Consider the following 14,240-nt stretch of genomic DNA (forward strand, 5'->3'; position numbering starts at 1 on the left):
TTCAATTTATATGCCTTCACCTGCGTCATAAATGGACTGCTCTTCTTCTCGCATCGTCCGCATTAGGCTAATGACACCTAGTGTCCCAACAATAATAGTGCCAATCAAAATAATGGCATAGAGGTCCTTTTCTAAAAATAGCTGCACTAAAAAGTACGAAATAGCTAACGAAAAGATAGGCGATACAATCCAAATCCGAATGATTTTTTTGACAATATGCTGATGGAAAATTTGTTTTCCATTCTTCGCCATGCCCATCCCGATGATGGATGAAGATGTTACTTGTGTTAAAGGAACTGGAAGCCCAAAAAGCGAGCTTACGCCAACAAGAAGGGCACCTGTACTAGAAATTAAGATTCCTTCTGCCTTTTGAAAGCGCACAATTTTTTTACCATTGGTTTCAAGCACCCGTTTGCCAAGTAGCATAGCACCTAGTGCCACAAATGCCCCACCTAGGACAATGCCCATCGTAACATCTATCATCCCTGCACCAACAAGTGGTCCAACAGCATTGGCGACATTGTTCATGCCAGCTGAAAAGGCTTCGAAAAATCCAGCTAATACGAGCAGAACCGTTAAAATCGGACGATCTTTTAGCAGCCCTCTGTTTTGTAATTTATATAATAATTTTCCAAAGACAAGTGCAATGACAAAGGCGACAAGCGGTACAATGATCCAAAATGATATGATAACTAGCAATGAACGCACGAATAATACTTTATAGGCTATTCCTACTCCAACAACAGCGCCAACCGTTACTTCGCTCGTTGATAAGGGGATACCTAAAAGATTGGCGAAAAATAAGGAGCTTGTCGCCGAAATTAGGATAATGATGACAACCTTTACCGTAATATAGTCCTGCGGCATAATGCCTGAGCTAATCGTTTTGACAACCTCTCCTCCGCCTAATACAGCTCCACTATAGACACCTATTGCACATAATAGTAATGCTTGCCAAGCTTTTTTGATGGCACCTGCACCGTAAGCAACGCCCATTGAGGCTGCTGCTCCGCTTGCCCCTATATTCATCGCAAAAAATAAACTAATAGCTATTGCAAAATATTCAAGCATGGCAAAACTCCTTTATTCATGTAAACCACACTCCGTTTTACCAGAACCTTGCCATCGTCCTGAACGTAAATCATCCATCGTAAATGCTGGCTTTGTACAATGCTCACAGCCGATACTCGGATAACCTTGATCATGCAATGGGTTGTATGGCAGATTGTGCTTAGAAACATAGCGCCAGACATCCTTCCATGTCCAATGAATCAGTGGACAAACTTTAATCGATTTAAATTTATCGTCCCGATTTAGAAAGTTTGTCTGTTGACGTGTTGGCGATTGTTCACGCCGCAAGCCAGATATCCAAGCCTTGTTACCTGACAAGGCTTCATGCAAAGGTTTTATCTTGCGAATGTCACAGCATTTATTTGGATTGGACTTCCAAAGCTCATCACCATATTGAGCAGCTTGTTGTTCTAATGTAAGGATAGGCTTCTTCATGACAATGTTTAGTTGTGGATATTTTTCTTTGACTCTATTAATCGTTTCATAGGTTTCTTTAAAATGGACATCTGTATCTAAAAAAACAATTGTAGCATCTGGTTTTACCTTTGAAATGAGATCAATTAAGACAATACCCTCAATGCCAAAGCTACATGCATAGACGATTTCCTCTCCATATTCTCGATAGCCCCACTGTAAAACTTCCAGTGCACCCTTATACAGATCATCGACTTGAAAATCAATAATCGGTTCTTGCCAATTTTCGTACGTTAACATCAAATCCCCCTCATAGCAAAAAAGGCATTTTAACAATAGACACAGTAAAACAGGTCTTTGTTAAAACGCCTCTAGTTTGACTAGCCAGCTCTTTATTTAATGATTGTTCACTAGTATTTGCTACCTCGTACCACAATCATTCTTCTTATTACCAAATATATACTAAAATACACCAAGTAGTCAACTAGGTTTTTTGACATATCTTTTTCATCCACCCATTTTTTCAGTTCCTTCCTGCATAGAATGAGTGGTATCTAGTGACCGTTATATTCATTTTCAAAATAATTAATTTTTTATTTAATTCCTTGTTGACTAATAGGAAATATATGTTTAATGTATTATTAAAGCTTTGACATAAATAATAAGTTGCTGATCAGAGAATCTGAAGGCCATCTACCCATGAAGTCATAACATTATGGGGGATGGCTTTTTGCATTCTTTAGATGGAAAAGGAGCGAAATGATATGAAAAAAAGGAGCTATGTTCTCCAAACGTTAGCACTATTAGCTGCAGTAACGTTAAGTTTAACTGGCTGTGGAAGTGCTAATTCAGATGAAAAAGCAAGTGGTCAGGAAGCAAAGAAGTCTGTAGAACTACTCAATGTTTCCTATGACCCAACACGCGAGCTTTACGATGAATTTAACAAGGATTTTATAAAAAAATGGAAAGACGAAACAGGTCAAGATGTCAAAATCAATCAATCACATGGTGGATCTGGCAAACAAGGTCGAGCTGTGATCGATGGTCTCGAAGCTGACGTTGTCACCCTTGCACTAGCTTACGATATAGACGAAATTGCTCAAACACGCGAGCTATTGAATAAAGATTGGCAGACAGAATTTGATTATAACTCGACCCCCTATACATCGACTATTGTGTTTTTAGTACGCAAAGGGAATCCAAAAAACATTCAAGACTGGGATGATCTAATTAAAGAAGATGTGTCGGTCATTACACCCAACCCCAAAACATCTGGTGGTGCACGTTGGAACTACTTAGCGGCTTGGGCTTATGCTGGAAAGTTATATAACAATGATGAAACAAAAATAAAAAAATTTATGAAATCACTCTATAGCAATGTTGAAGTATTAGATTCTGGCGCTCGTGGTGCTACAACGACATTCGTAGAACGAAAGATTGGAGACGTCTTAATTGCATGGGAAAATGAAGCCTACTTATCTTTAAATGAATTAGGGAAGGACGAATTTGAAATCATCACACCATCATTAAGTATTTTGGCAGAGCCACCAGTTGCAGTTGTTGACAAAATCGTTGATAAAAAAGGGACACGTGAAGTTGCGGAAGCTTACTTACAACATTTATATAGTGATATCGGGCAAGAAATTGCGGCAAAAAACTATTATCGACCACGTAATGAAACCATTCTAGCAAAATATAAAGAGCAATTTCCTCAGCTTGAACTTGTGTCCATTGATGATTTTGACGGTTGGTCACAAGCACAAGCTACCCATTTTAAAGATGGTGGTACCTTTGATGAAATATATGTACCACAATAAGGAGCGTTTTGATGAGTCAGTTAATCCTTCCTAAAAAATCACGGCGAATAATTCCAGGCTTTCATCTGTCTCTTGGTTATACAATGCTCTATGTTAGTTTACTAGTGTTACTACCACTTTCAATGATTTTCATTCATACCATGTCCTTAAGCTGGACTGAGTTTATCGCTATCATTACAGAGCCTCGTGCTGTTGCCTCTTATAAAGTGAGCTTCAGCACAGCATTGATTGCGGGCTTACTAAATGTACTTTTCGGCACCATTATCGCATGGGTTCTCGTTCGCTATCAATTTCCATTTAAACGAATCATTGATGGGCTAGTAGATTTACCCTTTGCCTTGCCTACTGCTGTTGCTGGTATTGCTTTAACATCACTCTATGCGCCAAATGGCTGGATCGGTCAATTTTTTGATTTTAAAATTGCCTTTACACCTCTTGGTATTATGATCGCGTTAACATTTATCGGGCTACCTTTTGTAGTACGTACAGTCCAACCCGTATTACAAAATATTAGCGCTGAGGTCGAGGAAGCTTCGGCAAGTCTTGGTGCCAATCGTTTACAAACCTTCAGTAAAGTCATTCTGCCAGAGCTATTACCTGCCATTTTAACTGGCTTTTCATTAGCCTTTGCCCGTGCACTTGGTGAATATGGCTCCGTTGTTTTCATTGCAGGAAATATGCCGATGAAAACAGAAATTACACCGTTAATTATTATGACGAAGCTAGAACAATATGATTATGCAGGTGCTACCGCAATAGCAGTTGTCATGCTTGTGACATCCTTTATTCTGTTGTTCACCATCAACTTAATCCAATGGCTAGCCAATCGTCGTTTTGTACAGTAGGAGGTACCACATGGAACAATCAACATTTATTCAGCAGGCTAGTAGTGAGAAAAATAAAGCAGCCCCAAAGTCTGCTGCATTACAGGAGCCCCGTATTGTTCGCTATTCGTTAACGTTCATTGCCTTAGCTTTTTTAGCTTTCTTTATCGTACTACCTTTACTATCTATTTTTATTACAGCCTTTCAAAAGGGAGCCGACGTTTATTTTGCTGCTATTACACATCCAGATGCGTTAGCTGCTATTAAGCTTACGTTAACGGTTGTAGCTATTGCTGTACCACTTAATGCTCTTTTTGGCGTAATGGCTGCATGGGCCCTTACAAAGTTTAATTTTAAAGGGAAAAATCTATTACTTACCATCGTTGATTTACCATTTGCCGTCTCCCCTGTTATCGCAGGACTAGTATTTATTTTATTGTTTGGTTCACAGGGACTTTTCGGTGATTGGCTGTTCGCACATGATATTAAAATTGTTTTTGCCTTGCCTGGCATTGTCCTCGCCACTATTTTCGTCACTTTACCCTTTGTTGCACGTGAGTTAATACCACTCATGCAAACACAGGGCACATCTGAGGAGGAAGCGTCCATTTCACTTGGTGCCAACGGCTTTAAAACATTTTGGTATGTTACATTGCCCAATATTAAATGGGGATTGTTCTATGGTTTGATTTTATGTAATGCACGAGCCATCGGGGAATTTGGGGCGGTCTCTGTTGTATCAGGTCATATCCGTGGCATGACCAATACGATGCCACTTCATATTGAAATTCTCTATAATGAATATCAATTTTCAGCAGCCTTTGCTGTTGCCTCCTTAATGAGTGTTATGGCCATCTTTACATTAGTTGTGAAAGATATAATCGCATGGAAATCAAAATCTAGTTAAAAGGAGATGGTCACGTTGAGTATACAAATTCAAAACATATCCAAAAAATATGGTGCTTTCCAAGCCTTAGAGGATATATCAGTTCATATTCAGTCAGGGGAGCTAGTAGCACTGCTCGGCCCTTCTGGTTCGGGAAAAACCTCTTTATTACGTGTGATTGCGGGGCTGGAAACCACTGATGTTGGTGACATCTTATTTGATGGTCAGTCCATAACCAATCGACATCCAAAGGAGCGCAATGTGGGCTTTGTCTTTCAGCATTATGCCCTTTTTCGTCATATGACAGTCTTTGATAATGTCGCATATGGGCTAAAGGTTCGCCCGCGAAAAAGCAGACCCTCAAAACAAGAAATAACAAATAAAGTGATGGAATTATTGCAACTAGTCAAACTCGAAAATTACGCTAATCGATATCCAACACAGCTTTCAGGGGGGCAACGGCAACGTGTAGCACTGGCAAGAGCCCTTGCTGTAGAGCCTAAGGTTCTTTTATTGGATGAACCGTTCGGAGCACTTGATGCAAAAGTTCGCAAGGAATTACGTCGCTGGCTAAGAAAGTTGCATGATGAATTTCATATTACCAGTATATTTGTGACACACGACCAGGAGGAAGCACTAGATGTAGCGGATCGCATTGTCGTAATGAATAATGGCAAAATCGAACAAATTGGCAGCCCAGATGAGGTGTATACGAACCCAAATAGTCCATTTGTTTATGACTTCTTGGGCAATGTCAATCTTTTTAAAGGTCGCTTACATAATGGTAAGCTCATGCAAGGCGAAGTTGCACTGGATGTACCAGATGCCCTCACACATACGAATGATAACGTAATTGGCTATGTACGCCCTCATGACATTCATATCGAAAAAACAAGTATTCCAGGGACAGTTCCTGTTAAAATCAGTCATATTCATTTGCTAGGACCTATTGTCCAAATTGAGCTACGCCGTGAGGATCTTGATGAATTTTTAGAGGCGGAGTTATCAAAAGAACAATTTTTCCACCTACAGCTTAAAGTTGGCGATCAAGTATTTGTAAAGCCAAAACAATTAAAAGTATTTACCCCCGAAGATTACTCCATTTAAAAAGCCATGTAGCAGAGCAATTTGCTACATGGCTCAGTGTTGAAAAAACAAAACCATTAATAGTATTTTTGTGAAATGTGAAAATAGATTTCCATTGCAGACTACTTGCTTTCCTGTGGGCGAGAGCCGAGCCGCTTCCTCCGCTACCGCTCCAATCCATAAAAATGTTTCTTGTTAGCAAAGGCTTTCAACTAAAGTGAAGGTATTCACTACTCTTTATGGAGGGATGTTGTCACTCATCACTTCTCTACATTGAAAATAAGAGGCTATCCTTTCTCTACAAATAATGGGCTATTTTGTTCACTACGGCTCGTATGAAAGAGAAGGAAAAGACACTTTTACCACATGGTTGGTTGGAGTGGAGCCAGCGTCACTCCTAGGGGATTTAGCGTCCACAGGTGAGACCCTGGAGCGAAACGCAGTGAGTGAAGCGGCTCATCGGACGCCCCCTGGAAAGGACGCTGGCGGAACGGAAATCAACCTCTCGCCTTGCTAAAGGTTCTTTTTTTGCTATTGACATCACCTTTTTTCAACAACAAGCCATGTAGCAAAGCAATTTGCTACATGGCTTTAATCATTAGTGAAATTCTCTCCCATCATTAACAGCTGTCACATATCCAGCACGAATAACAAAGTCACCAAAATGCTCCCCCTCTAAACGCTCCTTCGCAAAATGCAGAAGAATTGGTCGAAGCTCTGCTAATATTTCTTCTTCGCCAATATTTTCACGATAGATTTTATTCAATCGGTTGCCTGTAAAACTTGCCCCTAAATACATATTATATTTCCCTGGTCCTTTACCGATAAAGCCGATTTCAGCCATAGCTGCACGTGAACAGCCGTTTGGACAGCCAGACATGCGTATAACAATTTCTGTTTCATTTAATCCTGCCTCATCGATAATGGCATCAAGCTTCGTAATGAGCGAAGGTAAATAGCGTTCTGCTTCCGCCATTGCTAAACCACAGGTTGGTAAAGAAACACAGGCAATGGAATTGCGACGTAAGGCAGAATAATGCGCACCATCTGTTAGTTTGTATTGTTCAATAATCGTATTAATTTTTTTCTTTTTTTCTGGAGTCACATTGCTAATCATTAAATTTTGGTTCGGTGTTAGGCGAAAATCACCTGTGTGTACTTTAGCTATTTCGCGTAATCCTGTTAACAGCTGATAATCTTCAAAGTCTTTTATACGACCATTTTGAATAAATAACGTGTAATGCCAATGACCATCTGCCCCTTTAATCCAGCCAAATTCATCACCAGTACGCTCAAATGTATAGGGACGAGCCTGCTGAATTTCCCAGCCTAGCCGACGTGTTAATTCTTCTTGGAACCAGGCAAGCCCTCTTGCATCGATCGTGTATTTAAAACGTGCATTTTTGCGCACAGAACGATTCCCATAATCACGCTGTATCGTAATAATTTTCTCTGCTGTTTCCAATAATTTATCTGGCGTAATAAAGCCAATTAAACGAGCAAGCTGTGGATAGGTTTCATGGTCACCATGGGTCATGCCCATTCCTCCACCAACAGCTACATTAAAGCCAATAAGCTGATTTTTTTCAACGATGGCAATAAGTCCAATATCTTGTGAAAAAACATCCACGTCATTACTTGGTGGAATCGCAATCCCTATTTTAAATTTACGAGGCAAATATTGTGCTCCGTAAATCGGTTCAATTTCTTCATCCTGACTATCTATCACCTTTTCCCCATCCAACCACAATTCATGGTAAGCCCGTGTTCGAGGTAATAAATGCTCACTTAGTTTGGCAGACCAGTTGTAAACCTCTTCATGCAATGCCGATTGGTTTGGATTCACATTACACATCACATTGCGGTTTACATCTCCACAAGCTGCCAGAGAATCCAATAGTACCTCATTGATTTCCTGCATATATTTTTTGACATTCCATTTTAAAATACCATGTACTTGAAATGCTTGACGTGTTGTTAACTTTAAAGAGCCATTACCATACGTTCTAGCCATTTCATCCATGACTAGCCATTGTGCTGGTGTAGCTGCGCCACCTGGTGTTCGTACACGCACCATAAATTGATAAGCAGGCTCCAGCTTTTGACGTTGACGTTCATTGCGCAGATCTCGATCATCCTGTAAATAACTACCATGGAATTTCATGAGACGGTTATCATCCTCTGGAATACCAGAGCTTAATGGATCATTCATGGTACGTTCAAGCGTACCACGTAGGTAATTACTGTCAGTCTTAATGCGCTCTACATCACTTGGTTCTCCAGGCTGTGGAGGTAAAACTATCTTTTCTGTCATTCTTGATCGCTCCTTTAATCCTTCACCTTGGCGTTTTGGCTTCCATCTGGGGCTGTGCTTTTTAGCTAAGGTACGAGCCTCACTAGAGGAATCATTTGCTAAAGAACTCATGCTAAATACAGTTAGTAAACGTCACGTTGGTAGCGTTTCTGCTGTTTTAATTCATTCACAATGATTTTTGCTTCCTCTGGTGTTTTCTGCCCTTGCTGCTCAATGATGTGATGAATGGTTGCATCCACATCAGCTGCCATCGACTGCTTATCACCACACACATAAATGACAGCACCCTGCTCAAGCCATTCATAAAAGCTCGCCGCATTTTCTTGTAATTTATGCTGAACATATACTTTTTGGTCGGTATCTCGTGAAAAGGCTACATGCATTTGGCTTAATGTGCCCGATGCAAGCCAACGTTGCCAATCCGTTTGATAAAGAAAGTCCGTAACAAAATGCTGGTCGCCAAAAATAAGCCACGCTTTCCCCTCAATCCCTAACTCTTCTCGCTCCTCTAGGAAAGCTCGATACGGGGCAACTCCTGTACCTGCTCCAATCATAATAATTGGCGTATCTTCATTCTCTGGTAATCTGAAGTTCGGGTTTTTATGAACATAGATTGGTAATGTATCACCAATTTGAACGTGTTCTGCTACACTGCCAGAACAAACACCCAAACGTTTTCTGCCAGCTGTCTCGTAGCTAACCTTTCCAATGGTTAAATGAACTTCTTCGTTATTGGCCTTTTGGCTACTAGCGATGGAATAAAGTCGTGCTGGAATTTTACGTAGCATCTCTACAAATTGCTGAGCACTCCATGTAAATGGTGCAAAATCCTTTACCACATCAAGTAAATCTCTACCTTTTGCATAGCCCTTCCAAGCATTCGGTTCCTCAAATAGCTTTAAAAATTGTTGATGCTCTGTATAAGCACCTATTTTTTCGAGTAAAGGCCTAGATAACACCGTAATCTCTAATTTTTTCTGTAACGCATCCTTCAATGCTACCGTTTCCTCAAAAACAGTCACTTCCGTTTCTGGATTGAATTGAAGGGCTGCCAGCAATGTATGGACTAATTGCTCATCATTCTCTGGCAGAATGCCAATGCTATCTCCAGGTTCAAAATGAAAATGGGCTCCCTCAATTGATAATTCAAGATGACGTGTCTCTTTATTCGAGCCACGACCATTTAAATTCAGATTTTCAAGTACTTCAGCGTAAAATGGATTTTTTCTTGAATATGTAGATTCTTCTAGTAGTTGCGTGTCTTCGTTTGATGTTGAAGTAGACCCCACAGCAGTTGCTTGCTGCAGAAATTTTTGTTGAACTGCTGAGAACCACTGTGCAGCTGCGTCGTCATAATCCACATCACAATCAGTTCGGGGAACCATTCTTGTTGCACCTAATTTAGCGAATTGCTCATCGAAATCCTTCCCCGTTTTACAGAAAAATTCATAGGAGCTATCCCCTAAAGCAAGGACCGAATACTGTAGATGCTCTAGCTTAGGTGCGCGCTTACTGTGCAAAAACTCATAGAATTGTATCGCTTGATCTGGTGGATCACCTTCCCCATGTGTACTAACAATCAGTAAAAGATTTGTTATCTTTTTTAAATTAGTTGCTTTAAATTTTCCTAATGATGAGATAGTAACCTCTACATGTTGAGCTTTTAAAGCAGCTGCATATTTTTCAGCTAACCCTTGACTATTGCCTGTTTGAGAGCCATATAAAATGGTCATTGTTTGGGTAATGGGTTGGGCTGCTGGTGTTGGCTGTTCCTCACTTGCCTCCAACATTGCTAGTGGTGCACTTAAATAACCGTTAAGCCAAATTTTTTGTTCGGTTGTTAATTTAGGAAGAAGCTCATTTAATAACTTCACCTGCTCTTCATTAAATGGACTGTTTATTACTTGCAATTTCAATCTTTGCCACCTCACGAATCATCATCATTTCATTTTTTAGATTATCGAAGCCTGATTTTTTCCTTTTTTTCAATTTGAACCACGTAAGCATTTTGTACAATTAATGTAATTGATCCGTGGTTCACAGTATTTAACATTTGGCGGACATTCTCTAATGCTAGATTTACGTTTTCAGCTCTTTTATCTACCATTACGAAACACCTTCCTCTTTAAAATGTAATAATTCATCAATACGTTCCACTAACACCTTTTTCACATTGTCATCGTAGCCTAAGCTTTCACAAAGCACGATATCTTGGCTGTCAAAACTCTGTATTCGCTTGGCAATACTTTTCCTTAAAATACCTGTAAATAATAAATACGGTACAATAAAGACTTGCCGTTGCTTCCCTTTTTCTTGTTGGAGCCAGTCTTCAAAAGTCGGTCCCATCCCATATAAAAAGCATGTATCAACAACTTTATAGTGATATTTAGTACGTAACTTTGCTGCAATTTTTGCTAGATCTCTTTTGACGGCTGGATCACTACTCCCACGCCCTATGAGTAAAACACTTGCATCAAACTTAGGTTGCTGTTTTTCTATTATCCTAGCTTGTAATGAGTCAATTAATCGTTCATGGATTCCAAGAGGCTCACCATAAGTAAACTTTACAGATGGATATTGCTTTTGAGCTTTTGCCACTTCTTTCGGAATATCTTGTTTGGCGTGTTGGGCAGCTAGTAGTAAAATGGGCATCACTGCAATCGCTGTTGCACCTTTTCGAATACAGCTCTCAATTCCTTCAGCAATGGTCGGTGTTGCAAGCTCCAAAAAGCAGACTTCTTGAATGGATACATGAACTTCCTGTTGCACGCGTTGAAGAAACGTTACGGCCTGCTCTACGCCTGCCTTGACTCGGCTGCCGTGTGCAATATATAAAATTGCTTGCATCATTCCACATCCTTACCTCGTTATTTGGGCTGGCTGTGGCGTGTTATGCTCAAACCATTGAATTGTTTCTCTTAGTGTCACAACTTTCCCTACTAATATGATGCTAGGGTTTTGAATAGTTTCCGTACACACAATTTCTTCAATTGTAGCTAAAGTACCCGTAACGGTTTGTTGCTTTGTGGCTAATGTGCCCCAATGAATAACAGCCACAGGCGTATTTTCATCACGGCCATATTTGAGTAATTGCTGACGAATGTATGGCAGATTACCAACCCCCATATAAATGGCAATCGTGTCAATTCCCTTCGCAAGACTTTCCCAACGTATCGCATCTTCTTTCCCATCCTGCATATGCCCCGTAACCATGGCAAAACTTGAACCTAATGCCCGATGTGTAACAGGAATGCCTGCATACGCTGGCGCTGCTATACCTGAAGTAATGCCAGGTACAATTTCAAATGGAATCTGATGCTTAGCTAGTACCTCAGCTTCCTCAGCCCCTCTACCAAAGACAAACGGGTCTCCTCCTTTTAATCTTGTCACGACATACCCTTGCTGTGCATAATTGACAAGAGTCTGGTTGATCTGCTCTTGAATCATTGCATGCTGTTGTGGTAATTTCTCACAAAAAATCAATTTAGCGTCTTGCTTGGCATAATCCAATAGCTCTTTATTAATGAGTCTGTCATATAAAATAATGTCAGCACATTCAATACAACGTAATCCTTTGACCGTAATGAGGTCAACATCTCCAGGACCTGCACCTACGATATAAACTTTCCCCATTCCGTTTCACTCCTTCTATCCTCTATTTATAGTGGAGGGAGTCTTCTGTACTTGGTGGTTCAAAAAACACTTATTGAATCAAGATAATAAAAGAGGCCAATATTATCCTTAGGCACAACAATGCCTATGAACAATAAAAGCCTCTAGTTTGCTAGTCAGCCACCTATTTAATTCTTAGTAATATAATAAGAATAATAAATAATTTAGTATATTCTGTCAACACCCAATTTGCTACTTCGTAAGGCACAACAAAAACCAGTTGCCGATTATAGGGCAACTGGTTGATCGTTTTATGTGCTTACCAAGGTCTGCGATACCGTGGACCTGGTCGAAAATATGGACCTGGCTGATATGGTCGATAGTTTGGATAATATGGATTATAAGGATATTGATTAAATTGAGAGCCAAGGAAACTTCCTAAAAAACCACCGAAAAACGGTGCACCAAATGGCCAAATAAAGCCTCCAAATCCTCCTCCTGGGTAACCTCCGAAATTGCGCATATGCTACCTCCCTTTTTACTCTATCGTATGAAGGAAGATACATCTATCATATGTAGAATGCCTATTCTATCGGGATTAGTGCTTAAATCACAAAAAATCAGCGAGAACAAATTCCCGCTGATTGCCATTCTCTCTTACTTTTCTTCCCCTAAACGTTGAACAAAATTCGCAAGCGTACGTACCATAACCCCAGTACCGCCTTTAGGCCCTAAATCATGTATAGCCACTGCATCAGATGTGCCAGCAATATCTAAATGAATCCATGGCGTATCGCCAACAAATTCGCCTACAAAGCCTCCACCGAAAATCATATGACCATCACGACCTGGAGAGTTGTTTAAATCAGCTACATCTGATTTACGAATTCGTTTTTTATCATTCTCTGTTAAAGGCATACGCCAAACAAATTCATCTGTCTCATTTGCAGCTTCCATAAATGCTGCGAAAAATGCATCATCATTCGCAAGAGCACCTGTTTTATCCATACCTAGCGCAGTAATGACGCCTCCAGTTAAAGTAGCAACATCAATCAGTGATGTAGCACCTTGCTGTTTAGCATATGTAGTTGCATCTGCCAGAACTAAACGTCCTTCTGCATCCGTGTTTAAGACTTCAACCGTTTTCCCACTATACGTAGTAATCACATCATCTGGTTTAAATGCTGTATCAGATACCATGTTATCTGTAGAACCGATAACAGCTACAACATTTTTATTTGGACGTAATTCACCGATAATTTTCATCGCTCCAAGCACAGCTGCTGCGCCGCCCATATCGCCTTTCATACCGACCATTGAGTCTTTTGGCTTTAAAGAATATCCACCTGTATCATACGTTACCCCTTTACCGACAAGGCCAATTGGATCTTCAAAATCTTCAGTCGCTTTATATTTTAAAGTAATTAATCGTGGTTCTTCATATGAGCCTTGGTTAACACTTAAAATACCGCCCATACCTAGTTCCTCTAATTGAGCTTTACCTAAAATCTCTACTTCAAAATCATACTCTACTGCAAGTGATTGTGCATAATTGGCTAAATCAGTTGCTGTTAGTAGATTTGGTGGTAGATTAATTAAACTACGAGCTTCATTGACAGCATCCGCATAAATTACACCTACTTCAAAGCTAGCCACAACCTCATCTATATCCTCTGACATTGTCACAAGATGAACAGCATTAATACGTTTATCTACTTCGTTTGAAGTTGTTTTGTAATGAGGAATAGCATAATAGCCAAGTCCAATTCCTTCTCCTGCTAAAAACGCTACATCTGTAGTTGCAATTGAATCTGTTGTAAATGATTCAAGCCAAATGGAATACTCTTTTGCCTTTAAAGCTTTTAATTCTTTTCCTACTAAACCAAATGCTGCGCGAATATCACCTTCTGTTAAGTTTTTACGCTCGTCCAGGCCTACAAATAAAATACGTTTAAGGTTCGCATGGTCTTTCACAAATGGCAATTTCGTTAGTTTCTTTAATTCTGTTGATACATCCCCAGCACTAATCCACGTATCAAGTGATTCACCGTAAAAAGATGAAAAGCTTGTCCAATCCTGCATTTGTTCACGATGTTTTGTGACTCCCACCACTAATAGTTCTGTAGAAATCGTTTCAAATGTTTTTGCTTCTTTTACAATATGCATGTAAATTCCTCCATTCCATATACTATTATAACGAAGTTTCTGAAAAGTAC

13 protein-coding genes are annotated in these 14,240 nt (G+C 40.0%); 4 read left to right on the top strand and 9 right to left on the bottom strand.

The features are described from left to right. Window positions 1-6 precede the first annotated feature (6 nt). Together MHI22_RS11105 and MHI22_RS11110 are read right to left on the bottom strand one after the other, a co-directional pair. Entirely contained in the window at window positions 7-1,071 is a 1,065-nt protein-coding gene (locus MHI22_RS11105) for an inorganic phosphate transporter (protein ID WP_340811961.1), read from the bottom strand. Window positions 1,072-1,083: 12 nt separating this feature from the next. Next, window positions 1,084-1,785: a phosphoadenylyl-sulfate reductase gene (locus MHI22_RS11110; RefSeq protein ID WP_036119818.1), complete on the bottom strand. Its 702-nt coding sequence runs from the start codon at window positions 1,783-1,785 to the stop codon at window positions 1,084-1,086. Window positions 1,786-2,249: 464 nt separating this feature from the next. Between MHI22_RS11110 and MHI22_RS11115 the strand changes: the two genes are divergently transcribed. The 4 genes from MHI22_RS11115 to MHI22_RS11130 are packed head-to-tail and all read left to right on the top strand — an operon-like array spanning window position 2,250 to window position 6,119. Further along, the gene (locus MHI22_RS11115; RefSeq protein ID WP_340812712.1) at window positions 2,250-3,302 is read left to right on the top strand and encodes a sulfate ABC transporter substrate-binding protein; all 1,053 of its coding nucleotides are present in this window, start codon (window positions 2,250-2,252) and stop codon (window positions 3,300-3,302) included. Between the two features lie 11 nt (window positions 3,303-3,313). After that, window positions 3,314-4,147 (top strand): sulfate ABC transporter permease subunit CysT, encoded by an 834-nt coding sequence (cysT, locus tag MHI22_RS11120; RefSeq protein WP_036119812.1) that lies wholly within the window; start codon window positions 3,314-3,316, stop codon window positions 4,145-4,147. A gap of 10 nt (window positions 4,148-4,157) precedes the next feature. Then, window positions 4,158-5,033, top strand: a complete 876-nt coding sequence (gene cysW, locus MHI22_RS11125; protein WP_036119808.1) for a sulfate ABC transporter permease subunit CysW — start codon at window positions 4,158-4,160, stop codon at window positions 5,031-5,033. 15 nt (window positions 5,034-5,048) lie between these two features. Next, window positions 5,049-6,119: a sulfate/molybdate ABC transporter ATP-binding protein gene (locus MHI22_RS11130; RefSeq protein ID WP_271910783.1), complete on the top strand. Its 1,071-nt coding sequence runs from the start codon at window positions 5,049-5,051 to the stop codon at window positions 6,117-6,119. A gap of 577 nt (window positions 6,120-6,696) precedes the next feature. On the opposite strand, the gene cysI is transcribed toward MHI22_RS11130, so the two are convergent. From cysI to MHI22_RS11165, 7 genes are all read right to left on the bottom strand, one after another. After that, window positions 6,697-8,412 (bottom strand): assimilatory sulfite reductase (NADPH) hemoprotein subunit, encoded by a 1,716-nt coding sequence (cysI, locus tag MHI22_RS11135; RefSeq protein ID WP_271910784.1) that lies wholly within the window; start codon window positions 8,410-8,412, stop codon window positions 6,697-6,699. A gap of 122 nt (window positions 8,413-8,534) precedes the next feature. Then, on the bottom strand, window positions 8,535-10,328 hold the full coding sequence (locus MHI22_RS11140) for an assimilatory sulfite reductase (NADPH) flavoprotein subunit (protein WP_340811965.1): 1,794 nt from the start codon (window positions 10,326-10,328) through the stop codon (window positions 8,535-8,537). Between the two features lie 41 nt (window positions 10,329-10,369). Further along, window positions 10,370-10,519: a YezD family protein gene (locus MHI22_RS11145; RefSeq protein WP_080717104.1), complete on the bottom strand. Its 150-nt coding sequence runs from the start codon at window positions 10,517-10,519 to the stop codon at window positions 10,370-10,372. Continuing rightward, a complete protein-coding gene (locus MHI22_RS11150; RefSeq protein WP_340811967.1) occupies window positions 10,519-11,259 on the bottom strand; it encodes a sirohydrochlorin chelatase in 741 nt (246 codons plus the stop codon). The genes MHI22_RS11145 and MHI22_RS11150 overlap by 1 nt, the downstream gene beginning before the upstream one ends. Window positions 11,260-11,271: 12 nt before the next feature. Further along, a complete protein-coding gene (gene cobA / locus MHI22_RS11155) occupies window positions 11,272-12,045 on the bottom strand; it encodes a uroporphyrinogen-III C-methyltransferase (RefSeq protein WP_340811968.1) in 774 nt (257 codons plus the stop codon). Window positions 12,046-12,343: 298 nt separating this feature from the next. Then, the gene (locus MHI22_RS11160; RefSeq protein WP_036119794.1) at window positions 12,344-12,547 is read right to left on the bottom strand and encodes a hypothetical protein; all 204 of its coding nucleotides are present in this window, start codon (window positions 12,545-12,547) and stop codon (window positions 12,344-12,346) included. A gap of 134 nt (window positions 12,548-12,681) precedes the next feature. After that, window positions 12,682-14,190 (bottom strand): leucyl aminopeptidase, encoded by a 1,509-nt coding sequence (locus MHI22_RS11165; protein WP_036119791.1) that lies wholly within the window; start codon window positions 14,188-14,190, stop codon window positions 12,682-12,684. Window positions 14,191-14,240: the final 50 nt, after the last annotated feature.

The sequence above is a fragment of the Lysinibacillus sp. FSL L8-0312 genome, from assembly GCF_038003285.1.
Lineage (GTDB): Bacteria > Bacillota > Bacilli > Bacillales_A > Planococcaceae > Lysinibacillus > Lysinibacillus fusiformis_D.

Excerpts from the sequence above, each read along its gene's own strand:
- MHI22_RS11105 (WP_340811961.1), bottom strand. The coding sequence starts at position 1,071 with ATGCTTGAATATTTTGCAATAGCTATTAGTTTATTTTTTGCGATGAAT.
- MHI22_RS11110 (WP_036119818.1), bottom strand. The coding sequence starts at position 1,785 with ATGTTAACGTACGAAAATTGGCAAGAACCGATTATTGATTTTCAAGTC.
- MHI22_RS11115 (WP_340812712.1), top strand. The coding sequence starts at position 2,250 with ATGAAAAAAAGGAGCTATGTTCTCCAAACGTTAGCACTATTAGCTGCA.
- cysT (WP_036119812.1), top strand. The coding sequence starts at position 3,314 with ATGAGTCAGTTAATCCTTCCTAAAAAATCACGGCGAATAATTCCAGGC.
- cysW (WP_036119808.1), top strand. The coding sequence starts at position 4,158 with ATGGAACAATCAACATTTATTCAGCAGGCTAGTAGTGAGAAAAATAAA.
- cysI (WP_271910784.1), bottom strand. The coding sequence starts at position 8,412 with ATGACAGAAAAGATAGTTTTACCTCCACAGCCTGGAGAACCAAGTGAT.
- MHI22_RS11145 (WP_080717104.1), bottom strand. The coding sequence starts at position 10,519 with ATGGTAGATAAAAGAGCTGAAAACGTAAATCTAGCATTAGAGAATGTC.
- MHI22_RS11150 (WP_340811967.1), bottom strand. The coding sequence starts at position 11,259 with ATGCAAGCAATTTTATATATTGCACACGGCAGCCGAGTCAAGGCAGGC.
- cobA (WP_340811968.1), bottom strand. The coding sequence starts at position 12,045 with ATGGGGAAAGTTTATATCGTAGGTGCAGGTCCTGGAGATGTTGACCTC.
- MHI22_RS11160 (WP_036119794.1), bottom strand. The coding sequence starts at position 12,547 with ATGCGCAATTTCGGAGGTTACCCAGGAGGAGGATTTGGAGGCTTTATT.
- MHI22_RS11165 (WP_036119791.1), bottom strand. The coding sequence starts at position 14,190 with ATGCATATTGTAAAAGAAGCAAAAACATTTGAAACGATTTCTACAGAA.